The 22200-nt window shown below is 63.1% G+C and carries 22 protein-coding genes and 1 tRNA gene; 14 read left to right on the top strand and 9 right to left on the bottom strand.

The features are described 5' to 3' along the window. From AC1DYC_RS12265 to AC1DYC_RS12255, 3 genes are all read right to left on the bottom strand, one after another. Positions 1-2577 carry a polynucleotide kinase-phosphatase gene (locus AC1DYC_RS12265; RefSeq protein WP_477406614.1) on the bottom strand — a complete coding sequence of 859 codons (2577 nt, stop codon included), beginning with the start codon at positions 2575-2577 and terminating at the stop codon, positions 1-3. Then, positions 2574-3956: a 3' terminal RNA ribose 2'-O-methyltransferase Hen1 gene (locus AC1DYC_RS12260; protein ID WP_477406612.1), complete on the bottom strand. Its 1383-nt coding sequence runs from the start codon at positions 3954-3956 to the stop codon at positions 2574-2576. The genes AC1DYC_RS12265 and AC1DYC_RS12260 overlap by 4 nt, the downstream gene beginning before the upstream one ends. A 131-nt stretch (positions 3957-4087) precedes the next feature. Further along, positions 4088-4729, bottom strand: a complete 642-nt coding sequence (locus AC1DYC_RS12255) for an FMN-dependent NADH-azoreductase (protein WP_477406610.1) — start codon at positions 4727-4729, stop codon at positions 4088-4090. Between the two features lie 109 nt (positions 4730-4838). Between AC1DYC_RS12255 and AC1DYC_RS12250 the strand changes: the two genes are divergently transcribed. Next, positions 4839-5795 (top strand): LysR family transcriptional regulator, encoded by a 957-nt coding sequence (locus AC1DYC_RS12250; protein WP_477406608.1) that lies wholly within the window; start codon positions 4839-4841, stop codon positions 5793-5795. Here AC1DYC_RS12250 and AC1DYC_RS12245 read toward each other — a convergent pair. Then, positions 5728-6354 (bottom strand): TetR/AcrR family transcriptional regulator, encoded by a 627-nt coding sequence (locus AC1DYC_RS12245; protein ID WP_477406606.1) that lies wholly within the window; start codon positions 6352-6354, stop codon positions 5728-5730. The genes AC1DYC_RS12250 and AC1DYC_RS12245 overlap by 68 nt on opposite strands. 66 nt (positions 6355-6420) lie before the next feature. On the opposite strand from AC1DYC_RS12245, the gene AC1DYC_RS12240 reads away from it, so the two are divergent. Beyond that, positions 6421-6846, top strand: coding sequence for a VOC family protein (locus AC1DYC_RS12240; RefSeq protein WP_477406604.1), 426 nt, complete (start codon positions 6421-6423; stop codon positions 6844-6846). A 104-nt stretch (positions 6847-6950) separates the two neighbouring features. Continuing rightward, positions 6951-7862, top strand: a complete 912-nt coding sequence (locus tag AC1DYC_RS12235) for an arginase family protein (RefSeq protein ID WP_477406602.1) — start codon at positions 6951-6953, stop codon at positions 7860-7862. Positions 7863-7865: 3 nt separating this feature from the next. Here the strand turns inward: AC1DYC_RS12235 and AC1DYC_RS12230 are convergent, their stop codons facing one another. Continuing rightward, positions 7866-8816, bottom strand: coding sequence for a S1C family serine protease (locus tag AC1DYC_RS12230; RefSeq protein ID WP_477406600.1), 951 nt, complete (start codon positions 8814-8816; stop codon positions 7866-7868). A 226-nt stretch (positions 8817-9042) separates the two neighbouring features. On the opposite strand from AC1DYC_RS12230, the gene AC1DYC_RS12225 reads away from it, so the two are divergent. From AC1DYC_RS12225 to AC1DYC_RS12215, 3 genes are all read left to right on the top strand, one after another. Continuing rightward, a complete protein-coding gene (locus AC1DYC_RS12225) occupies positions 9043-9915 on the top strand; it encodes a S1C family serine protease (RefSeq protein WP_477406598.1) in 873 nt (290 codons plus the stop codon). Between the two features lie 7 nt (positions 9916-9922). Further along, positions 9923-10552: a response regulator transcription factor gene (locus tag AC1DYC_RS12220; RefSeq protein ID WP_477406596.1), complete on the top strand. Its 630-nt coding sequence runs from the start codon at positions 9923-9925 to the stop codon at positions 10550-10552. Positions 10553-10672: 120 nt separating this feature from the next. Further along, complete coding sequence (locus tag AC1DYC_RS12215) at positions 10673-11539, top strand: SDR family oxidoreductase (protein ID WP_477406594.1); 867 nt, start codon at positions 10673-10675, stop codon at positions 11537-11539. A 69-nt stretch (positions 11540-11608) separates the two neighbouring features. Here the strand turns inward: AC1DYC_RS12215 and AC1DYC_RS12210 are convergent, their stop codons facing one another. Both AC1DYC_RS12210 and AC1DYC_RS12205 read right to left on the bottom strand, forming a co-directional pair. Then, on the bottom strand, positions 11609-12124 hold the full coding sequence (locus tag AC1DYC_RS12210) for a TIGR00645 family protein (RefSeq protein ID WP_477406592.1): 516 nt from the start codon (positions 12122-12124) through the stop codon (positions 11609-11611). Between the two features lie 326 nt (positions 12125-12450). After that, the gene (locus AC1DYC_RS12205) at positions 12451-13989 is read right to left on the bottom strand and encodes an OmpA family protein (protein WP_477406590.1); all 1539 of its coding nucleotides are present in this window, start codon (positions 13987-13989) and stop codon (positions 12451-12453) included. Between AC1DYC_RS12205 and AC1DYC_RS12200 the strand changes: the two genes are divergently transcribed. The 3 genes from AC1DYC_RS12200 (at position 13990) to AC1DYC_RS12190 (ending at position 15856) form a co-directional block, all read left to right on the top strand. Continuing rightward, positions 13990-14739, top strand: a complete 750-nt coding sequence (locus tag AC1DYC_RS12200) for a hypothetical protein (protein WP_477406588.1) — start codon at positions 13990-13992, stop codon at positions 14737-14739. Positions 14740-14845: 106 nt separating this feature from the next. Next, the gene (locus tag AC1DYC_RS12195) at positions 14846-15292 is read left to right on the top strand and encodes a YcgN family cysteine cluster protein (protein WP_477406586.1); all 447 of its coding nucleotides are present in this window, start codon (positions 14846-14848) and stop codon (positions 15290-15292) included. A 219-nt stretch (positions 15293-15511) separates the two neighbouring features. Beyond that, complete coding sequence (locus AC1DYC_RS12190) at positions 15512-15856, top strand: hypothetical protein (protein ID WP_477306229.1); 345 nt, start codon at positions 15512-15514, stop codon at positions 15854-15856. Between the two features lie 179 nt (positions 15857-16035). On the opposite strand, the gene AC1DYC_RS12185 is transcribed toward AC1DYC_RS12190, so the two are convergent. Continuing rightward, the gene (locus tag AC1DYC_RS12185; RefSeq protein ID WP_477406584.1) at positions 16036-16746 is read right to left on the bottom strand and encodes an SIMPL domain-containing protein; all 711 of its coding nucleotides are present in this window, start codon (positions 16744-16746) and stop codon (positions 16036-16038) included. Positions 16747-16880: 134 nt separating this feature from the next. Here AC1DYC_RS12185 and AC1DYC_RS12180 point away from each other — a divergent pair. After that, a tRNA-Ile gene (locus tag AC1DYC_RS12180) sits at positions 16881-16956 on the top strand. 355 nt (positions 16957-17311) lie between these two features. Here AC1DYC_RS12180 and AC1DYC_RS12175 read toward each other — a convergent pair. Then, on the bottom strand, positions 17312-17983 hold the full coding sequence (locus AC1DYC_RS12175) for a FadR/GntR family transcriptional regulator (protein WP_352583356.1): 672 nt from the start codon (positions 17981-17983) through the stop codon (positions 17312-17314). 170 nt (positions 17984-18153) lie between these two features. Here AC1DYC_RS12175 and AC1DYC_RS12170 point away from each other — a divergent pair, with 170 nt between their 5' ends. From AC1DYC_RS12170 to AC1DYC_RS12155, 4 genes are read left to right on the top strand one after another with little or no spacing between them, the layout of a single operon-like run. Further along, positions 18154-18963: an ABC transporter substrate-binding protein gene (locus tag AC1DYC_RS12170; RefSeq protein WP_477406582.1), complete on the top strand. Its 810-nt coding sequence runs from the start codon at positions 18154-18156 to the stop codon at positions 18961-18963. A 9-nt stretch (positions 18964-18972) separates the two neighbouring features. After that, entirely contained in the window at positions 18973-19752 is a 780-nt protein-coding gene (locus tag AC1DYC_RS12165; protein ID WP_477406580.1) for an amino acid ABC transporter permease, read from the top strand. Beyond that, positions 19749-20537: an amino acid ABC transporter ATP-binding protein gene (locus AC1DYC_RS12160; RefSeq protein ID WP_477406578.1), complete on the top strand. Its 789-nt coding sequence runs from the start codon at positions 19749-19751 to the stop codon at positions 20535-20537. The genes AC1DYC_RS12165 and AC1DYC_RS12160 overlap by 4 nt, the downstream gene beginning before the upstream one ends. A 17-nt stretch (positions 20538-20554) precedes the next feature. After that, entirely contained in the window at positions 20555-22063 is a 1509-nt protein-coding gene (locus tag AC1DYC_RS12155) for an acyl--CoA ligase (protein WP_477406576.1), read from the top strand. Positions 22064-22200: the final 137 nt, after the last annotated feature.

Genomic DNA, 22200 nt, shown 5'->3' with positions numbered 1-22200 from the left:
TTACAGCCTTGGGTCGATCGGCTCGCTCTCCAGCGCCAGGACGCCGAAAACGCATTCGTGGATACGTCTTAGCGGTTGCCTGGCGACAAACCGCTTCAGCGCCTCGTGACCGAGGGCGAACTCTCTGAGCGCCAGATTGCGCTTGCCGCCCAGGCCTCGTTCGCGCAGCCGGACGAGATTGTCCGGTGCATCATACTCCGGGCCGTAGATGATGCGCAGATACTCCTGGCCGCGCACTTTCAGCGCCGGCTGGATGATCCCCTTCTTGTTCCGGCTGACGAAGTCACGGGGCTTCACCACCATGCCTTCACCGCCCAAACCGATCAGCGTCTCCCACCATGCGACAGCCTCTGCACAAGCGGTGGCGTCGGCCAGATCGACCACCCGCCATTGTGTTCGCGTCACCACGCCATTGCCCGCGGCCAGACGGTCTGCAAGGGTCATGTGCCAGACGTGGTCCTGATCGAACCAGACACGTCCCTCACTGGCGAGCAGGTGAAACGGCGCGACCTTCAGGTCGTCGATATCAGCGACCGGCCACACGTAAGGTGCCCAGGCGGTGGCATATCTGGCGGCACGCGCAGCCCGGTCTTCAAGGCGAGCGGCCAGCGCGGTCGCATCGACACCGCGCGCCACCGCACGGGCCAGCGCCTGGCGGCTGGTTTGGAAGCCAGCGGTGGCGGACGTCGCCACCGGGGCGTACTGGCTTTCAATCAGCCTGCCGGCCTTCGCCGACCAGGGCATGATCTCAGCGTCCAGCAGCAGCCAGTCGCTGTCCAGTTCCTTCCACAGATCCGCGGCGTCGACACTGGCGCGGAGGCGGGCGAGCAGTCCCTCCGTCATCCCGATGTCGTTGAAAAAGGCGCGTCCGGTCCGGGTCCAGATCGCGCCGGTTTCGCCCCCCATCACGCCGAATCGGTCGCGCGCCGTCTGCGCGTTTCGGCACAGTGCGATCACCGCGCGCGAACCCATGTGCTTTTCCTCGCAGACGATCTGGGCGACACCCCGTTCGCGGAAGTAAGCGAAGGCTTCCTCGGGACGTTCCAGCCAGCCGCTTTCGCTGCTGGTCTCGGACGGCGACATCGTTGGTGGCAGGTAGACCAGCCACTGCGGCGACAACGCGAAGCGGCTCATCACTTCGAGTGCGGCCGCGGCGTTCTCTTCCGCCACGACGACCCGGCCCCTCAGTTCAGTCTCGATCCAGCGGCGTCCGGAAACATCCTGATAGTCGAGCACGCCGTCGGCGTCGGCCTGTGCCGATTTGCCGAGACCGGATCCACCGAGCGGACGCACGGGCTCGGACCAGGTCCGGATAGCCGGGACGTCGACCAGTTCGCGTTCCGGCCAGCGCAAGGCCGTCAGCTTGCCGCCGAACACGCAGCCGGTGTCGATGCAAAGCGTGTTGTTGACCCACTCGGCCGAGAGCACCGGTGTGTGTCCATAGATCACCGCCGTCTTGCCGCGATAGGCTGCCGCCCAATCAGCGCGGACGGGCAGGCCGAATTCGTCGATCTCGCCCGTGGTTTCGCCGAAGAGGGCGAACTCGCGCACGGCGCCGGAGCCGCGTCCGATCATCTCTTCCTTGAGGCCGGCATGGGCGACGGCGAGGTGTCCGCCGTCCAGCCAGACGTGGCTGCGCAGGCTGTCGAGGAAGGCCGGCAGGGCTTCTCTCAAGCCCCGATCCTGGGTCTCCAGTTGATCGATGCTCTGCTGCAGGCCGTGGGCGACCGTGACCTTGCGGCCTTCCAGCCAGCGGCTGAGTTTGCGTTCGTGATTGCCCTGGACGCAGTAGGCGGTTCCGGCCGCGACCATGCTCATAGCGATGCGCAAGGCGTCGGGCACGTTGGGGCCGCGATCGACGAGGTCGCCGACAAAGACGATCTTGCGGCCCTCCCGCGGTGTCACCGTGACGGTTCGTTCGCCATGGTCCTCGGACCAGGCGACGCTGTAGCCGAGTTGAGCGAGCAGGGCCTGAAGTTCGTCGGCGCAGCCGTGGACGTCGCCTATGATGTCGAACGGACCATGGTCATCGCGCTTGTCGGTCCACAGCGGCTGGCGCGAGACCTTGGCCGCGTCGATACTGGCCTCGCTGGTAAGCTTCCAGACCTGACGGAAACCTTCGCGCTGCAGACTACCGAGACCCTTGCGGATTTCGGTCGTCATGCGCTGGGCCACGCCGGCGCCGAAGGGACGGTCGGCTCGCAGCGCGTTGCGCGCGACGCATACATCGACGCCCGGATCGATGACCACGGCGACCGGCAAAGCGTGCCACTTGCGCGCCAGTTCGACCCAGGCCTTGCGGTCGGCGGCCCGCACATTCGTGGCGTCGATGACGGCCAGCTTGCGGTGCTTCAGCCTTTTGCCGGCAATCTCGCGCGCCAGATCGAAGGCGTCGGCCGAGACATCCTGGTCAGTCTCACTGTCGCTGACGAGCGCGCGGCAGCGATCCGAGGAGATGATTTCGGTCGGCAGGAAGTGCCTGGCGGCGAAAGTCGACTTGCCCGATCCGGTCGAGCCGATCAACACGACGAGGGCGAAGTCGGGGATGGTGAGGTCGGTCTTGTCGGGCTCTCTCATCGGGTGAACACCGCCATCTGCGTCGGCGCGCCGAGCACGGCGTCCACGGCTCCGATGCCGCTGAAGGCGGCGCTATAGCCATAGGTCTCGCCGATGCTGGCTGCCCAGGCTTCAAATCGAGCCCGGCCCCATTCGAAACGGTGATCCGGATGGCGAAAAGCACCGGCAGCGAGATTGGGGAACAAGGCGTTGTAGTCAGCGTTCGGCGTGGTCACGATCACGAATTTGGGCGCCGTCTCGCCGAAGACGACACGTTCGATCAGGGGCAGCCTGTCTTCATCGAGATGCTCGATGACCTCGACCAGCACGGCGACATCAGCTTCAGCCCAGCGGCTGTCGCGATATGTCAGCGATCCGTGCAGCAGCGTGACCCGACCTTCGGGCGGTCCGCCGAACTCGTTCAGCTTCAGACGTTTGGCGGCCCATTCCAGTTCGCGTGCGGCGGGGTCGAGGCCGAACAGCTTGTGGACCCATTTTTCGCGCACGAGCCGATAGAGCAGCTTGCCTTCGCCGCATCCCAAATCTGCAACACTGGTCCCGCCGGTCGCGCGAATGGCTTGCACCACGGCGTCCATGCGCAGATCGTTGAGCCGGATGGGCGCCTCCAGCGCTTCCTCGGGTGCGACCCGTGCTTCGGTCGGCAGGGCCTCGTTGGCTGTCTCGGGTGCCAGCCGCTCCAGAGCGATGCGAGCCAGGGCGCCGCGATTGCGCAGATAGCGGCGTATGATCAGGTCTTTGGCGGGATGGCTCTCCAACCAGCCTTCACCCTTGGACAGCAGCTTGTCGATCTCCGCCTCGCCAACCCAGTAGTGCTTGGCGTCGTCCATCACCGGGATCAGGACATAGAGGTGGTTGAGCAGGCTGCTTAGCCGACCGGTGCCTGTCAGCCTCAGATGACCGTATCGGGGGCCTCCCGCGCCAGATCCGATCGTTTCGATCGGCGTCAGGTCGACGGCCCATCCCAAGGGTTCGAACAGGTCTCGAACCAGAGCCTCACCGCCGCGCAACGGCAGCGGGGTCACCACGGCCTCCAGCGGCAGGTCGCTGTCGGCCAGTTGCTGGCGCTCCTTCGAGATGCCTGTCATTGCGGTCCGCAGCGCCTTGTTCAGCGCCACCGACAGGAAGGACGATGCCGCATAGGGCCGGTCGTTTACATATTGATCCAGCAAGCCGTCCGCCTGCCCCTTGCCTCGCACGAGGCCTATCGGGTCGACGTCAAGCAGCAGTGCGGCCTCGCACCGTTCCTCGGTCGCCTCCGGATAGAATAGCCAGGCCTTGCCGAAGGACAGTTCAGTCTCATGCAGCCGATCGGGATGCTTGTGCAGCAAGAAGCCGAGATCGGTGGCCGGACGGTGCGTTGTGGCGACGGACAAAAACATCCGCGACCGATAACGCAGACAGGCCGAATAACCAATGGCGTTGCGCGGCGATCCTGTAGCGCCGCTCGACAAGAAAAAGGCAGGCGCTTCGGCGCCTGCCTTTTTCAATCGAGCGAGTGAGCGCCGGCGCTTTACGCCGCCGCTGCGATTTGCTGGTTGGCGGTTGCGGCCACCACGGCGTCGACCTTGGCAGTTGCCTTGGCGAGCGCTGCCGTCACGGCATCGGCGCCCATGCCGACACCTTCGATGCGGATGACTTCGACATCGGTCATGCCGAGGAAGCCGAGCACCGAGCGCAGATAGGGGACAGCGTGATCAAGCTGCACGGCCGCGCCTTCGGAATAGATGCCGCCGGAGGCAAGCACGATGTAGACCTTCTTGCCGGTGACGAGGCCCTTCGGGCCGCCCTCACCATAGGAGAAGCTCCTGCCGGACCGGGCGATATGGTCGACCCACGACTTCAGCGTCGAAGAGATGTTGAAGTTGATGAAGCCGGTGGCCAGGATCACGGTGTCGGCGGCGAACAGCTCGTCGAGCGCGACATCGGAAACACCAACGACGTCGGCCTGGCGCGGGGTGCGGGCCTCGGCGGGCGTATAGATGCCGGTGGAATAGTCGGCGTCGATGTGCGGCAGCGGGTTGGCGACGAGATCGCGCACGACAAGCTCGGCCGACGGATCGGCGGCGACAAGCTTCTGCGCGAATTCGGTGGCGATGCGGGTCGAGTGCGAAGCAGAGCCACGCGGGCTCGAGGTTACAAGAAGGATGGACATAGCGGTTCTCTCCAGTGGGAATTGAATTGTCCCGCTTGATATGGGTCTATCCATCCATTCAAAAAACTGGTATATTTTCTATATGATCCATCCATAAAGTAGATATGCCATGCAACCCAATCCGACGCTTGACCAATTGCAGATCCTGGTGGCGGTGGCCGACACCGGCAGCTTCTCGGCCGCCGGGCGCAAGCTCAACAGGGCGCAGTCCGTCATCAGCTACGGCATCGCCAACCTCGAGGCGCAGCTCGGCTTAAAACTGTTCGAGCGCGAGGGCACGCGCGAACCGCAGCTGACCGAAATCGGCCGGGCGATGCTGGAGGATGCGCGGCGCATGGTCGGTGTGCTGCAGCGCATCCGCTCGCGCGTCGACGGCCACCACCAGGGGCTGGAGGCGGAGCTCGCGCTGGCACTCGATGCGGCGCTGCCGGCGCCGGTGCTGGTGCGGGTGCTGAAAGCGTTCGAGGCGCAGTTTCCGACGGTGATGTTGCGCCTGCATATCGGCACGCTCGGCCTGATTCCCGACCTTGTCCTCAGCGGCCAGGCCGATCTCGGCATTGGCGGGCTGCTGGGCGAGGTCGACGTGCATCTGGTGAATATTGGCTACATGTCGATGGTGCCGGCCGCGGCAGCCAACCACCCGCTGGCGCTGCTGCCGAAGCCAGTGGCGCTCGAGGATGTGCGCGAACACATCCAGCTGGTCGTCTCCGATCAGTCCGAGCGCACCAAGGGACGCGATTACGGCGTCTTTGCCTACCGCACCTGGCGGCTGACGGACATGCGCACCAAGCATGTCCTGATGCGCGCGGGGCTGGGCTGGGGCGGGTTGCCGCGCTGGCTGATCGCCGACGACCTGGCGAGCGGCAGGCTGGTCGAACTCGATCTCGAACCGTTCAAGGAGGTGAAGGGGCCGCTCTATGCCATGCACCGCGTCGACCGCAGTCCGAAACCGGCGGCGGCCTGGCTGATCGACCAGTTCAAAAGCCAGCTCGGCTGTTTCAACGAGTTCGAGCCGGGCCAGGTGCCTGTGGACGAGCCGGAGCCAGTCCGTCGATCAGCGCCATGAGCACGACGTGATAATCCTCGGCCGAGGCACCCGCCTCGACGGCCAGCGCCGCACGATCGAAAGCCGCGGCGAGCAAAGCGGTCAGCGCGTCGACCGGCAGTCTGATCATCGACTGTTCGCGCATCGCGGCAACCAGACCTTCGCGTAATGAACGGTTGCCATGGCGGTTGTCGATCGCATCCATGGCGGCACGGCCAAGCACGGCCGGGCCGTCGAGCAGCAACAGCCGGGTGCGGCCGGGAAGGCGCATGGCGGCGAGATAGGCATCCGAGCCGGCTATTAGCGCATCGCGGGCAAACAGCGAGGGCGGCGAGGCGCGATCGATCTCTTGCGCCACCACTGCCGCCTCCTGCTCGACTACGGCGGCAAACAGCGCCTGCTTGTCGGCGAAGTGGTGATAGAGCGCGCCGCGGGTGACGCCGGCGGCCGCAACAATCTCCGGCGTGCCGGTCTCGGCATAGGATTTTTCGATGAACAGTTTGCGCGCCGCGGCGATCAGGTCGGCGCGCGTCGCTTCGGTGCGATCACGATTGGAACGGCGGGCAGTTTCTCGTTGCATACATGCAGCCTGTATGTTATTCCAATTTACATGCAGACTGTATGTTAATTGGCGGGAGAAAGAAAGATGAAGACGACGAGCTACTATCCAGTGCTGATGACGGGCGACGTGGCCGGCACGAAAACCTTTTATATCAACCACTTCCGCTTCAAGCCGCTGTTTGCGAGCGACTGGTATGTGCATCTGCAGTCGGCCGAGGATCGGCGCGTCAATCTCGGCATCGTCCACGGCGACCACGAAACGATCCCGGAAGAGGGGCGCGGCCGCACGTCGGGCCTGCTGATCAATTTCGAAGTCAGGGATCCGGACGCGGTCTATGAGCGGATCGTTGCGGCCGGGCTGCCGATCCTGCGCTCGCTGCGCGACGAACCCTTCGGCCAGCGCCATTTCATCACCAGGGATCCCAATGGCGTGCTGATCGACGTCATCAAGCCGATCCCGCCAAGCGAGGAGTTTCTGGCGCAGTTCGCGGAGGGCGCGGCGGGCGCGTGAAATCCGTACCGATGGCAGCAAATGTCGGCAGCGGCTCCGACCTCTGTGGCCGGGGTCACGCGATGCAGTCTATGCTGGATGGATGCTGAAGCCGGTCCTGCTGCATGCGTGACATCTGTCTCATCCATGCGCCCTCCAATCTCGGCCTTCGGCCGTTACGCCCGGGCCATGTGCCCGGCACCTGGCGGGCGCCGGAGGCGTTGAGCGAGGCTGGGCTGGTCGACGTGCTTGCGCCGGCGCGGGTGGTCGATCTCGAGCGGCCTGCCTACAGCACCGAGCCGCAACCGGGCACCCGCCTGCGCAACGGTCCGGCGATCCGCCGCTTCAACCTCGAACTTGCCGAGATCGTCGCCGGTGCGCTTGGGCAAGGCGAGTTCCCCGTGGTCATCGGCGGTGATTGTTCGATCCTGCTTGGCGCCCTGGCGGCGGCGCGACGCGCAGGCGCGGTCGCGCTTATCCATGTCGATGGCCACAGCGATTTTCGCCATCCGGGCAATTACGATGTCGATGCCGCGCTCGGCTCCGCCGCCGGCATGGATCTGGCGCTCGCCACCGGACGCGGCGAGTCCTTGTTGACCGAGTGGCCTGGCATTGCCGGTCCGCTCGTTGCCGACGAAACGGTGGTGCAGATCGGCGAGCGCGAGAGCCGCGATGCCGATTTTGCCTGGCCCGACATCAATGCGACTGCGATCACGCGCATCGATGTCTTTGCCGCGCAGGACCTCGGCGCCGAAAAAGTGCTGGAGACGACGAGAGCGACGCTGGCGCGCGCCGATTGTCCCTACTGGCTGCATCTCGATGTCGACGTGCTCGACCAGACGATCATGCCGGCGGTGGATTCGCCCGGCAGTCCCGGCATCGATCCCGACGATCTCGTCCCGATCCTGTCGGCGCTGGCGGCGGATCAGCGCTGCATCGGCATGGACATGACAATCTACGACCCCGACCTTGACCCGACCGGCGACCTGGCGCGGTTGCTGGTGTCGCTGCTCGGGCGGGTGCTCAAGCAGCGATGAGGCTCAGCTTGCCCTTGCCACCGGCGTCACCGTCACCTGGCTGACGCCGCTGCGGCGCACCACGGTGCACAGCGTCTCGCGGCCGATGCGTTCAGCGTCGAGCATGCGCACGAGGTCGTCGACGCCGGTGACCGGGCGCCCGTCAATGGCCGCGATGATGTCGCCCTCCTTCAGCCCGGCCTTTGCCGCCGGGCCGTTCTTCTCGACGCTGCGCAGCCGCACAGCGGTGTTGGTCGACACCTGTGACAGAAGCGCTGCGCGACGCGGCAGGTTGGTGGTGTCGGCGGAGATGCCGATGAAGGCGCGGCGCACGCGACCGAAGCGGATGATCTCCGAAATGACGAAGTTCGCGGTGTTGGAGGCAACCGCGAAGGCGATGCCTTGCGCGCCATGGATCATGGCGGTGTTGACGCCGATGACCTCACCGGCCGACGACACCAGCGGCCCGCCGGAATTGCCGGGATTGAGCGCCGCATCGGTCTGGATGACGTCGTCGATCAGCCGGCCGGTCGAGGCGCGCATCGAACGGCCGAGCGCGGAGACCACGCCTGACGTCACGGTCCATTCGAAGCCGAGCGGATTGCCAATGGCAATCGCAATCTGGCCGCGCCGCAGCCGTTTGGAATCGCCCAGCGGCGCGACATCGGCGAAGCTGCCGTCAGCGCGCACCAGCGCGATGTCGGTGTCGGGATCGCGGCCAAGCACGCGGCCTTCGCTGGAGGCGCCGTCCGGCATCGAGACACGCACCGTCCTGGCGTCGCCAACGACATGGAAGTTGGTGACGACCAAGCCGTCCTGCGCGATGACGAAGCCGGAGCCGTGGCCGCCCTGGCCACCGACACGCTCGATCCGGCAGACCGCGGGGCCGATGCGGTCGACGGCATCTGCCACTGTCGTCGAATAGGCATCGAGCAGTATGTCGTCCGGTTGAAATTTGGCGGCGGCGAGGGCCATGGCTGGGCTCCGTGTTTTCAGGCGTGTTCGTGATTTTTTCCTGTGCGTGTCGTCATCCCAAAACCGCTGAGCACTTTTGGGCGACACGCACTATATGTGCGGAGCGGCTGGAACCGCCGCGACCTGACCAGATGGCCAGTGAAACCTTGAACTAGCCGTCAGGCGAGTATCTGCGAGCCGGCTGCCGAGCGATATCTGGGGCATGCAAGAAACCCAGGAGACCCAAATGAGCGACTTCAACCTGAGCGCCTTTTCCGAGGCCATCGCCGATGTCGCTGCTGCGGCAGCACCCGTGACGGCAAGTTTCGCCACCCATCACCATCGCACCGCCAGCGCCTTCCATTGGCGTGACGGCTATTTCGTCACCGCCGAGGAAGCCGTCGAGGCCGGCGAGGAGATCGAACTGGCATTGGCTTCGGGCGAGACGGTCAAGGCCGAACTGATCGGCCGCGATCCCTCGACCGGCGTCGCGCTTCTGAAGCCGGCAGCTGCGGCCACGGCGCCGGCGCTCGCCAAGGCGGATGCGGTGCGGCCGGGCAACATCGCCATTGCCATCGGTAGCAGCCAGGGTTCGGCACTGGCGGTGTCGGGTTCGGTCGGCGAGGTCGGTCCGGCCTGGCGTTCTATGCGCGGCGGCACCATCGACCGGCGCATCAATCTTGCCGTCAATGCCGGCGGCCGTTTCGAGGGCGGTCCGGTGCTCGACGCCAAGGGCGCGCTGATCGGCATGCTGCTGTTCGGCCCGCGTGGCCGCGCCCTGGTCATGCCTTATGAGACGATCGAGCGGGCGGTGGCGACCCTGCGCGAAAAGGGTCATGTCGCGCGCGGCTATCTCGGCGCCGGCCTGCACCCGATCCGTGACGGCGCGGCGCACGGCGCCATGGTGATGAGCCTTGACGACAATGGTCCGGCCAAGGCCGCTGGCCTTGCGCTGGGCGACATCATCGTGGCGTGGAACGGCGAGGCCGTGCACGGGCCGCGCGAGCTGATCCGCAAGCTTGGGCCGGATAGCGCGGGTGCTGCGGTGACGCTCGGCGTGGTGCGCGGCGGCGAGCAGCGCGATGTCGCTGTGACCATCGGCGAGAAGCCTCTGAGCTGAGGGATTGATGGACACGTTCGCCAACGATCGGATCATGGCTGACGGCCCCGCTTCGCGGCGGCTGGTGGTGCTGATCGCGCTTGGCGACGTTGTTCGCGCTGAGCGCTTGGCTGCTGCGCTGGCGGCCAGCGACGACCTGTTGCCTGTCGCAGCCGGCGACGGTGCGGCCGACGTCGCCATTATTGACGACAGCAGCGCTGATGCCGTGCCAGCTGCCACACCGCGGGTGCTGCTGTCGGGGCGCGTGGGCGGCGAGCGGCCAGGCGGCGATGTCTTTGCGATCATGCCCGCCGGTGCGGACGATCTGCTGATCGCCGCGGCGGTGCGGCTGGCAGCCGCGGGCTACCGGGTCTCAGGCGACGGCGGACGCAATGGGGATTTTCATTCCGGCAATGGTGAGCCGTTCGAGGAAGATCTCTCCGACGAGCATACCGCCCGCCCGGCGCTGTCGCCGCGCGAGGCCGAAGTGCTGGCGCTGCTCGCCGAAGGCGCTCCCAACAAGGTGATCGCGCGGCGGCTGAACATCTCCGTGCACACGGCAAAGTTCCACGTCGCCGCCATCCTGATCAAGCTTGGTGCCGCCAACCGCACCGACGCCATTGCGATAGCGATGCGGCAGGGCCTGGTGCTGGTCTGACCTCCTTTTCCATTCGAGCCTACGCTGCGTAACCCGCCTGAGGGCTGCTAGGGCCTTGCGCACTGCAAGGTCGCCGCGCAAAGGTTCGCGCCAGTGATGTTGCAAGGGAGGTGCCACGACATGTCGCTCAAGGGAAAGACGCTGTTCATCTCCGGCGGGTCGCGCGGCATCGGGCTGGCGATTGCGCTCAGGGCGGCGCGTGACGGCGCCAATGTGACGATCGCGGCCAAGACCGCAGAGCCGCATCCGAAGCTGCCGGGCACGATCTATTCGGCGGCCGAAGAGATCGAACAGGCCGGCGGCAAGGCGCTGCCTGTGCTTTGCGACATCCGCGAGGAGGCGCAGGTTGCCGAGGCCGTCGCCAGAACCGTGGAAAAATTCGGCGGCATCGACATCTGCGTCAACAATGCCAGCGCCATCCAGCTTACCGGCACGCTGGAGACCGACATGAAGCGCTACGATCTGATGCACCAGATCAACACGCGCGGCACCTTCCTGGTCTCCAAAATGTGCATTCCGCACCTGAAGTTGGCTACGAATCCTCACATCCTGAATCTGGCGCCGCCGCTCGACATGAAGGCAAAGTGGTTCAAGAACCACGTCGCCTACACCATGGCCAAGTTCGGCATGTCGATGTGCACGCTGGGGATGAGCGCCGAGTTCGCCAAGGACGGCATCGCGGTCAATTCGCTGTGGCCGATCTCGACCATCGACACGGCGGCCGTGCGCAATCTGCTCGGTGGCGCCACGGTGGCGGCTATGAGCCGTTTGCCCGACATCATGGCCGATGCCGCGCATGCCATCTTCCTGCGGCCATCGCGCGAGACCACGGGTAATTTCTACATCGACGAAGAGGTGCTGCGCGCCCAAGGGGTCAACGATTTCTCGCCCTACGCGCCGGGTGCGACCGGGCCGCTGGCGGGCGATTTCTTCGTGCCGGACGAGGTGTTCGCGAATTCGACGACGAACGTCAAAAGCATCTACTAGCTGATATCACGCGCGGCGCTGCCTCCCGTCCGTCTGTCGCACCCCCCGTTTAGAGACGGGGAGAAGGGCTCATTCCTCGAACTTCTTGCCCTTGGCCAGGCCCATCAGCCGGTCGATATAGGCCAGCATGAATGCCGAGAGGACGAAGGCGAGGTGGATGATGGTCAGCCACATCAACTGCTCGGTCGTGTAGGAAGCCGAATTCAGGAACACCTGCAATAGGTGGATCGATGAGATGGCGACAATGGTCGAGGCGACCTTGACCTTCAGCGAGCCGACATCGATCGTGCCCAGCCAATGCACCTCGCCGTCATTTTCGTCGAAACGGCTGACGAAGTTCTCGTAGCCGGAGATGATGACCATCACCACCAGCGAGGCGACCAGGGCCGCATCGATGAGGCCGAGCATTTTCAGGATGGTGTCGGTATCGCCGAGCGTGAAGGCCAGGGTGATGAACTCGTAGAGCTTCTTGCCGAACGACAGCGCATAGACGGCCAGCGCCAGCGCCAGCCCGATATAGAAAACGACCAGCAGCCAGCGCGAGGCGAGAATGATCGATTCGATGGCAAGTTCGAGACGTTTCATGCAGCGGTTCCGGTCAGCTTTCTGAGGTCGAATGGGGTATTTCGGCCAGCCAGCCCTGGTTTGCAAGGCTAATTGTAAAGCAAAAAAACCCCGCCGGGAGGGCCGGCGGGGTTCAATGCATCCCGCTGGAGTCGGGACGGGCCAGGGAACGCCCAGCCCAGAATCTGGGGTTTGCCGCCTCGTGATTCAATGAGCCGGCTCTAATGCTTGTACAATTCTTGTTGACTGGGCTTGTGGTTCGTACGTCCACCCATCCCGGTCTGCCGGGATGGGTCCTTCTTGCCGATCTGATTCCAGAAAGCCACTCAAGCTACTGAAAAATCAGATCAATTGTTGCTGGCCACCGGCGCCACCAGAGAGGTGATGCGGCGGATTGCGACGCGGCGGTTCTCACGGTTGGGCGCTGACGTGTTGACCTTCAGATACTCCTCGCCATAGCCCTGCGTGGTCAGGTTTTCCGGCGGGATGCCGAAGGCATTGGTCAACGCTTCGGCAACCGCCTCGGCGCGCCGGTCGGACAAAGCAAGGTTCGCTTCCGGCGTGCCGACGGCATCGGTATGGCCTTCGATGAGGAAGGTTTCGGCCGGGTTCTTCTTCAACAGCTTCTCCATGGCGCTGGCGACGCCTTCCAGTTTCTGCACCTCGGTGTCGGAGACCGAAGCCGAGCCAAATTCGAAGTTCAGCGTGTCGAGGTCGACACGACGGGCAATGTCGCGCACGCGGGCCGAACGCTTGACCTCGTCGACCGAGTAGAGGCGTTGGACCTTTTCCACCGGCGGCTGCTCGAGGAAGTCGTAGTAATCGTCATCGCTCTCGACATCCTCGGAATCGAGGATGTACTCCCGCCGCGGGATGGTCAGCCGCATCGGCGGCAGGTCGTCGCCGGGATCGCGCCAGTCGGTATCGTCGTCATAGCTGCGCTCGTCGACATAGCTCAGCACATATTCGCGGCCATCGGGCGTGATGCGCGAACGCTGGATGACGTCGCCGTTGCGGTTGCGGATGGTGACGATCTGGACGCCGTTTGCGCGTACCACGGTCTCGCGGATACGGCCGCGCGGCAGATCCTCGTAATAGACATCCTTGGCGCCACGATTCATGCGCGGGCCGTCATTGCTTTCAACGATCGTCTGGTTGTTGAACTGGATGATCACGCGGTCGCCGATTTCCTTCAGCACGTCGACACCCTTCGGGCGGCGGCGATCGCGAATGTTCTCATCGGGGGCGCGGTCGACGCGCTTGCCCTTTTCTTCCGTCACCGGAACGATCTTTTCAGGCTTGATCTCCTGTTGCGCCGCCTTGTCGTCGGTGGGCGGCGGTCCCTGATCGACCGGAGCCGGCTTCGGGGTCTGCGCTTCGGTGCTGCCCTGCGCGGGCTGCTCGCCCGTCTGGCCGGCCGCATTCTGGCCATTCTGGCCGTCGGCGTTCTGGCCGCCCTGGTCCTTGCGGTGCTTGCGCTTGGCATCCTTCTGACTGTCCAGAATGGGGGCTTCGTCAGGATTGGCTATGGCTTCGCCCTGTGCCGGCTTTTCGCCCTGCGCCGGCTGCTCGGCATTGGCGGGTTGTTGCTCACCCGTCGCGGGCTGCTGTTCACCGGCTGCAGGCTGCTGTTCGCCCGTTACCGGCTGCTCGCCGACAGGTTTCTTGCCGTGCTTCTTGGGTTGTTCGCCCTCGGCGGGGGCTGCCTGCTGCTCGGCCGGCGGCTGGAGCGGTTCGGCCTGCGGCACGGGTTCTCCGGCAGGGGCAACCTTGGTGGCTGGCGCCTGTTCGGCGGGTGCCGCCTCGATCTGCTGCTGGTCCTGCTTGTGCTTTTTCTTGCCCGGACTGTTGTCGTTTGCCGGCGCCGCCTCTTCGGTGGGCGCCACTTGCTCAACCGGCTGCTGGGCTGGCTGTTCGGCCGGCGCCGCTTCGATCTGCTGCTGCTGGTCGCGCTTCTTTTTGCGCGGCTTCAGCGGCTGTTCTTCGGTTGCGGGCGCGGCCTGTTCGGCCGGTTGATCCGCTGGTGCAGCCTCGATCTGCTGCTGCTGGTCACGCTTCTTCTTGCGCGGCTTGGGCTGCTGTTCATCAACCGCGGGTGCTGCCTGCTCTGCAGCAGGAGCTGCCTGCTCCGCCGGCGCTGCCTCGATCTGCTGCTGTTGATTGCGCTTTTTCCTGCGCGGCTGCTGCTCTTCAACCGGGGCGGCCTGTTCAGCGGGAGCCTGCTCGGTCTGCTGCTGTTCGTGCTTCTTCTTGCGGGGCTGCTGTTCCTCGACGGCTGGCGCGGGTTGCTCGGCCGCCGGTGCGGCCTGCTGCTCTACCGGCGCCTGTTCGGCCTGCTTGTGCTTCTTCTTGCGTGGCAGTTCCTGGTCGGTCTGCTGACCATCTGCAGCAGGGTCGTCCTGGGCCAGGATCAGCGGTGTGCCATTGTGCTGCAAGGGGCCGAACACGGCACTTCCCTGAAGCGGGAACGCGCCCAACGGCGCGGATGCCATCAACAGGCAAATAGCCGTGCCTGCCAGAATCCGTGGTTGGCGTTTCATCAGAAATTCTCCTTATGGGGTCCCATCCCTGCCCAAACTGTCCATGACCGGATTGGTTCCGGTTTGCAGGCATTACCCGCAACCAAGGACGATTGACCGGCCTTTTGAAGGCAACTTCATGTTTTTCGTATGGTGCGGCGGCAATTTGCGGCAGCGGAACCGCTTGACCTTGCCGCGAGCGGAGGCCACATCTCAGCCCATAATGGACACCCCGTTCTGGAAAACCAAGACGCTGGAAGCGATGACGCCCACCGAGTGGGAATCGCTCTGCGACGGATGCGGCAAATGCTGCCTGTCGAAACTCGAGGACGAGGACACCGGCGAGATCTACTGGACATCGGTCGGCTGCCGGCTGTTCGATGGGCAGACCTGCCGCTGTTCGGACTATGCCAACCGGCTGTCGCGGGTGCCGGACTGCGTCGGGCTGACGCCGCAGAATGTGCGCACGATCAGCTGGCTGCCGAAAACCTGCGCCTACCGGCTGGTTGCCGAGGGACACGATCTCTACTGGTGGCACAGGCTGGTGTCGGGAAGTGCCGAGACCGTGCATGAGGCCGGCATTTCCATCCGCGGCCGGGTCCGCGCCAGCGAGACCGACCTGGCCGAGCCGGACGACTATTTCGACTATATGCTCGACGACGAGCCTTGAAGGTTTGGAACAGACAGGGCCGCCAGCCGTTCTGGGCCATCGGACGTTTTTGACGGTCCGGATCGTTTGCAGTGGCGGAAGGGGCGGTTGCTTGCGACCTGTCCGGCAGATTAACCGAGAATGAACGGCCGGTTCGCAAAGAGTTCAGACTGCAAGGCGCATTCTCCCCCCATCGGTTCCACGAAGTCGGGCGCCAGCCCTCAACAAGGAGAGAAGACAATGTTCAACACGATCAAAACCGCAGCCCTTTCGGGTCTCGTAGCCCTCGGCACGCTTGCCGCAGTCCCCGCCCATGCGGACTCGATCTATCTCGGATTCGGCAACAACCACGACCGCCGCGTCGGCGTCTATACCGGCGACGACGATGACGGCTTTCGCCGCGAGCGCAATTGGCGCCGCTGTTCGCCGGAGCGCGCCCTCGACAAGGCCGAGCGCATGGGCCTGCACCGCGTCCGCCTCGTCGACATCAACCGCCGCGTGGTAAAAGTCGCCGGCCGCCAGTATGGCGATCGCGTGGTGGTCGTGTTCGCCAATGAGCGCGGTTGCCCGGTTATTTATCGCTAAGCGAAGATCGGTAGCGGCGACCTTCTTCGAGGGTCAGCCAGGAGCCCCTTTCCCTCAGCGGAAGGGTGCGGCTCGAAAAAAACCCCGGAGGACCAAGTCCTCCGGGGTTTTTCATGTCTGCAAACCATTGGCGACCAGCTCAGCCGATCAGCCGGCCGCACCGGGCCGGCGGCCGCCTGTTACTTGAGCTCAAAGGTGACGGTGACCTGCACGGCGTAGGCATTCTCGCCAGCCTGCACCGGAACCGCAGCACCCGCCGCATCGAAGGCCTTGGCGTTGATCGGCATCGGCGCCGGCGCGATGTTCTGGTCGGTGATTTCCAGCACCCGGCCGATGCTAACGCCGGCAGCCTCGGCCAGCGTCTTGGCCTTGGCCATGGCGTCGGCAACGGCCTTCTTGCGGGCCTCGGTGACGGCTGCCTTCGGGTCCTCATTGGAGAACGAGATGCCGCCGCCCTGGTTGACGCCGAGCGATACCGCCTTGTCGAGAATCTCGCCTGTCTTGTCGATGTCGCGGATGCGCACGGACAGCGTGTTGGTCACCTGGTAGGCGACCAACTCGGCTTCCTGGCTGCCGTCGGGCTTGTTGGTGTAGTTGTAGCGAGGGTTGATCTGGATGCCGGCGGTCTGCAGGTCGCGGTCCTTGATGCCTGCCGATTTCATCGCCGCGATCACGGCGGCCATAGCGTCGTTGTTGGCGTCGAGTGCCGCGCGCGCGGTCTTGGCCTCACGCATGACGCTGAGCGTCAGCAGCGCCAGGTCGGGCGCCACGGTCGACTGGCCTTCACCCGACACGATGATGCGGGGCGGGGGAAACGAATCGGCAGCGGTGGCAATCGCCGGAAAAGCGATCGCGGCGGCAAGGGCGAGCGGCAAAAGATGTCTGGTCATGAAAATCTCCTCAGTCTGCGATCCAGTCGCGCCTGTCGACTAGGATGCGAATATGGGCTGATTTGGGCGATCTCGGCCAGCCCGTCCGGAAAGCCTTGTGCGGCGCAAGGAAAAACACTAATCCAGCGCTCGTGGGGCCTGTAGCTCAATGGTTAGAGCCGGCGGCTCATAACCGCTTGGTTGGGGGTTCGAGTCCCTCCGGGCCCACCATTATCGTTATTTATCAATGACTTATTGACAGATTCGCCACGAGGTTCGCCAACAGGTTCGCCAAGCAGCGGCTTCCGCGTCACCAGCCGTACAGCGCCACTTGTCGCGCTGGTTTACTATATGACCTGCCAGGCCTGACTGTCGGGCAAATGGTTGGCCGTGCCGCCCATTCCCGCGCGATCGGAATTGGCGAAAGTTGGCATTTACGCCAGCTGCAACGGCTGAAGTCTAGCAGTGAAAGACGTCAGCGTTTGACGCCTTGCCCAACACCACTTCGTATATCACCCCTCGAGGATATCTATCGATGCGCGTCCGCGGCGCACCAGGGGATGCAGGTGTGAACCTGCTTATTCGCTTACCTGCGGGGGTCGAGCAGGCTGCGTGCGACGTCTTCAATATGCGAGCGCATGGCGAGTTCGGCTTGCATGGGGTCGCGCGCAGTGATCGCATCCAGAATATTCCTGTGCTGCTGCGCGTAATGCTCCCGTCGCTCCGGCGTGAGTACCGCCTGACGAAGCTGGCTCCATGTCCTTTGCCGTCTTATAGCGTTGAAGCTGTCGAAGATGGAAAGCAGGAGCCGATTGCCTGTGACCAGACACAGCGCCCGGTGAAACTGTCCGTCCCAGGACTCCCACGCAGCGGGGTCTCCAGAGGCCCTTCCCTTCTGAACAAGTCCGAACATATCAGAGATCTGAAGTTCGCTCGCGCGCAGAGCCGCCATTCGGGCAATCTGAGGTTCGATTGCCAGTCGTGCCTCCAGCGCCTCGGCCGGGCTCGTGTTTGCGGTAACGAACGACAGTTGTTTTGGTGCTTTTTCGGGACGCGGACCAACAAAAGTACCTTGACCGACATGACGCCAAATTCGTCCTTCCGCCTCGAGCCGGTCAAGCGCCACTCGCAGTCCCATACGACTGACGGCGAGCTGACGGGCCAGATCTCGTTCCGGCGGCAGCCGACTCTGCGGCTGGAAGCGATTTTCCCGCAGCATTTCGTCAAGCTTCTGGTGAGCGTAGTCGGCTCTCTTCATTTTAGACCATTCCATATTGGTTTATTTTGGTGGGCCGGTACCCAATGAGTTGACAGGGCCCATACGTTGGGGAATAGATAACAAAAATCATAACAGAACACTATCGGGATATAGACCAATACGCAATGGTCCAAATTGTTGGGCCGATAAATTAAGGGGAAGGTTGTCAAATGTCTCGTGTTTCCAAAACTGCCGGTTGTGCCATCGCGCTCGTCTTTGCGGTTGGCCTTGCCCATGCATCGGAAGTGACGCCGCCGGCAGATATCGCAAAGGCAGGCAAGATCACGTATTGCGCGGAATTCGGAAATCCGCCGCTCGGCTTCTATGACGAAAATCAGGTTCTAGGTGGCATGGATGTCGATATCGGCACCGAGATCGGGAAGCGGATGGGGGTGAAGGTCGAGTGGAAGGAAACTGCGTTCAGTGCCATCATTCCGGCTCTCCTGGCCAAGCAGTGCGATGCCATTCTGTCGCAGCTTTTCGACAAACCGCAGCGCCGCGAAGTCGTGGATTTCACGAACTACATGTATTCGAGCCAGTCGCTCTTGGTGGCGAAGGGAAACCCGAAGAATGTCAAAGGGCTTGAGGATCTTTCCGGCCTCAAGGCCGCGGTGGACAATGGCACGACGATCCAGAGCCTGCTGGATGAACAGAACAAGAAATTCAAGGAAGCTGGAAAACCTGAAGTAACGGTCACGGTCTTCCCGAAGGATTCCGATGCCCGCCAGGCGCTGCAAATTGGTCAGGTCGATGCATACGGAACCACCCTCGAAACAGCTGCTTTTTTCCTACAGAAGGCGGGCCATATTTTCGACATAGGCGGTGAGCCGTTCGCCAAGATCAAGACCGGGATCGCCACCCGCAAAGGTGAGGCCGAGATGCATGATGCCGTTCAGAAGGCCTTCGATTCGATGAGGGCCGACGGCACCTACAAGAAGTTACTCGCGAAGTGGGGGCTCGAAGGAGACGCCATCGAATAGGCGGTCCCCATGAATTTCGAATGGGGCGTTTTTTGGGAATACCTGTTCCGGCCAAGTTCGGTCTATTTGCACGGTCTCTGGCTGACCTTGAGCATCAGCGTGATCTCCCAAGGCTTCGGAACCCTTCTCGGGCTTTTCATAGCCTTGGCCCGGATCTCGAAGCATCACATACTGCAAGTGCCCGCGCGAATCTTCGTGTGGGGTTTTCGCGGCACGCCATTGTTGGTGCAGATCGTCTTCATTTACACCGGGTTGGCGGCCGCGAACATTTTCCGTTTCGAGGATATCAATCTCGGTTTCGCCGTCCTTCCCGGCAATATGCAGGCAGGAATTCTTGCGTTGACGCTGAACGAAGCGGCCTACATGGCGGAGATCATTCGGGCGGGGATCAATTCCGTCGCCATAGGCCAGACGGAAGCGTCAAAGTCCCTGGGAATGACATATGGCCTCTACATGCGGCGCATCATACTGCCGCAAGCGGCACGCGTGGTTGTGCCGCCGCTTGGCAACGAGTTTAATAGCATGCTGAAAAACACGACACTGCTGAGCGTGATTGGCGTTCCCGAACTTCTGCTCGCAACGCAGATGGTTACGTCCGTAACCTTTCGTGTTTTTGAGCTGTATATGGTGGTCGCCTGCTACTACCTGACGCTCACAACGCTCTGGGGCTTCGTACAGCAGCGGCTCGAGTCGCGGTATGGCGATCCTGCTGCGGCAGCTTCCCGCAAACTCGGCTCAAAGGGGTACCGGCGCCTGTTCGGATTTGGCCAGACTGGAGAGCGGCGATGAGTGGTGATCGGGCGGATGAGCCTGCGGTTGTCACCGCGCGCGGCGTGGAAAAGCGCTTCGGTGACCTTCAGGTCCTCAAGGGAATCGATCTTATCGTTCGCAAGGGAGAGGTGGTCGTCATCGTTGGTGCGTCGGGGTCGGGCAAGACCACGTTCATACGCTGCATCAATCATCTCGAGAGGATCCAGAAAGGTCGGATTGAGGTCAACGGCCATTTGATCGGCTACCGCGAACGCGACGGCCAACTTGTGGAAGACAGCGAGCGGAACATTGCCCGCCAGCGCTGCGAGATTGGAATGGTCTTCCAGCTGTTTAATCTATTTCCGCACCTGACGGCTCTCGAAAACATCATCGAAGCGCCGATTCACGTGCGCAAGATTCCGCGTGAGGAAGCGCTCCGAACCGGCCGCACGCTGCTCGCTCGCGTGGGCCTGGCCGATAAAGAGAATACCTATCCCGCGCAACTCTCTGGTGGTCAGCAGCAGCGTGTGGCCATTGCCCGTGCTCTGGCCATGCGTCCTGCGCTCATGCTGTTCGACGAGCCGACCAGTGCGCTCGACCCTGAGATGATTGGCGAAGTGCTGGACGTCATGAAGGAACTCGCCCGCGAGGGCATGACCATGATTGTGGTGAGCCACGAGATGGGCTTCGCGCGCGAGGTGGCAAACCGCGTAATCATGATGCATGGCGGCCGGATAATAGAGGACGCTCCTCCGGAGCAATTCTTCACCGCGCCGACACATGAGAGGACCGTGGCATTTCTGTCTCGGGTCATTAGCAAGTGAGACCAAGAGCGGTAAGCATGAATACGATCCGCGATATTCTAAGTACCGGGCCCTTGGAGGCTCGAGCAATTGGAGCTCCAGCTCGCCCGGATGTCCCCTTGGGAGAACTGCTGGCTTTTGTCGACCGGACGGTCATATCTCTCAACAATCTTGGCATTGGGAGGGGTGACAAACTCGCCATTGTTCTCGACAACGGCCCCGAGATGGTCGCCGCCTTTCTCGCCTGCGCAACCGCCTGTACCACCGCTCCACTCAATCCAGCCTACCGCGAAGACGAGTTTGTCTTTTATCTGGACGATCTCAAGGCGAAGGCGCTTCTCGTCGCAGCCGATAGCAACAGTCCGGCGCTTGCTGCGGCTGCGCGTGTCGGGATACCGATAATCCACCTGCATGCGCGAACGGAAGGTCCAGCGGGGCTCTTCGATCTCTCGGGCGCGTCGGCGGCGGCCACCACGCCTGGACCGGCTGAGCCTGAGGATGTCGCTCTGGTCCTGCATACTTCTGGTACGACCTCCAGACCCAAGATAGTGCCGCTCAGTCATACGAACCTGCTGACTTCAGCGGCAAATATCGTACGGACGCTCAAGCTCGAGCCGTCGGACCGTTGCCTTAACATCATGCCGCTCTTTCATATTCACGGTCTGGTCGCGGCCGTGCTGGCAAGCCTGTCAGCTGGCGGCAGTATCTTCTGCACGCCCGGATTCAACGCCCTGAAGTTCTTCGGCTGGATGAACGAGGCTAGACCGACCTGGTATACGGCCGTGCCGACGATGCACCAGGCGATCCTGGCGCGCAGCAGTGGCAATGCGGAGATTATTTCCGCCAACCCTTTGCGGTTCATCCGTTCAAGCTCGGCATCTTTGCCAGCGCCCGTCTTCGCCGAAATGGAACGGGTTTTTGGGTGTCCGGTGATCGAAGCATACTCGATGACTGAGAACGCCCATCAGATGACGTCCAATCAGTTGCCGCCAGGCCAGCGCAAGCCAGGAAGTGTCGGCCTCGCCGCGGGACCCGAGGTTGCGATCATGTCCGAAGACGGAAGATTGCTTCCTCAGGGTCAGGAAGGAGAAATCGTCACACGCGGGGTAAACGTCACGCGTGGTTACGAGAACAACCCGAAAGCGAATGCCGAGGCATTTGCTCACGGCTGGTTTCGCACCGGTGATCAGGGTGTGATGGACGATGACGGTTTTCTTCGCCTTACCGGCCGGCTCAAAGAGATCATAAACCGCGGTGGCGAGAAAATCGCTCCGCTTGAGGTCGACGAAGTCCTGATGGCCCACCCGGCGGTTCACCAGGCTCTCACCTTCGCCATTCCGCATAACAAGCTTGGTGAGGAAGTTGCCGCGGTCATTGTCCTGAGGGAGGGGGCCCAGGCGGGCGAGCGCGATATTCGCGAGTTCGTGGCAGGTCGTCTTGCCGACTTCAAGGTTCCACGACGTGTGGTCTTTGTGCCGGAAATCCCGAAGGGCGCCACGGGCAAGATGCAGCGCATTGGCCTCGCGGCGAAACTTGGGCTGGCATAGCTATGATCAACTACAATCACGCGCCAGCATTGTTCCGAGCGATGCCCACTCGCTTGAGGGAAGCGAATGCGAGCCCGATAGGATGCCAGGCCCGGGGCCGGCGCGACATTTTGCAATCGTAACTGACAAGCAATGGG

The sequence above is a fragment of the Mesorhizobium sp. P2_E7 genome (assembly GCF_056403855.1).
This window is presented reverse-complemented; position numbering and strand designations above follow the sequence as displayed.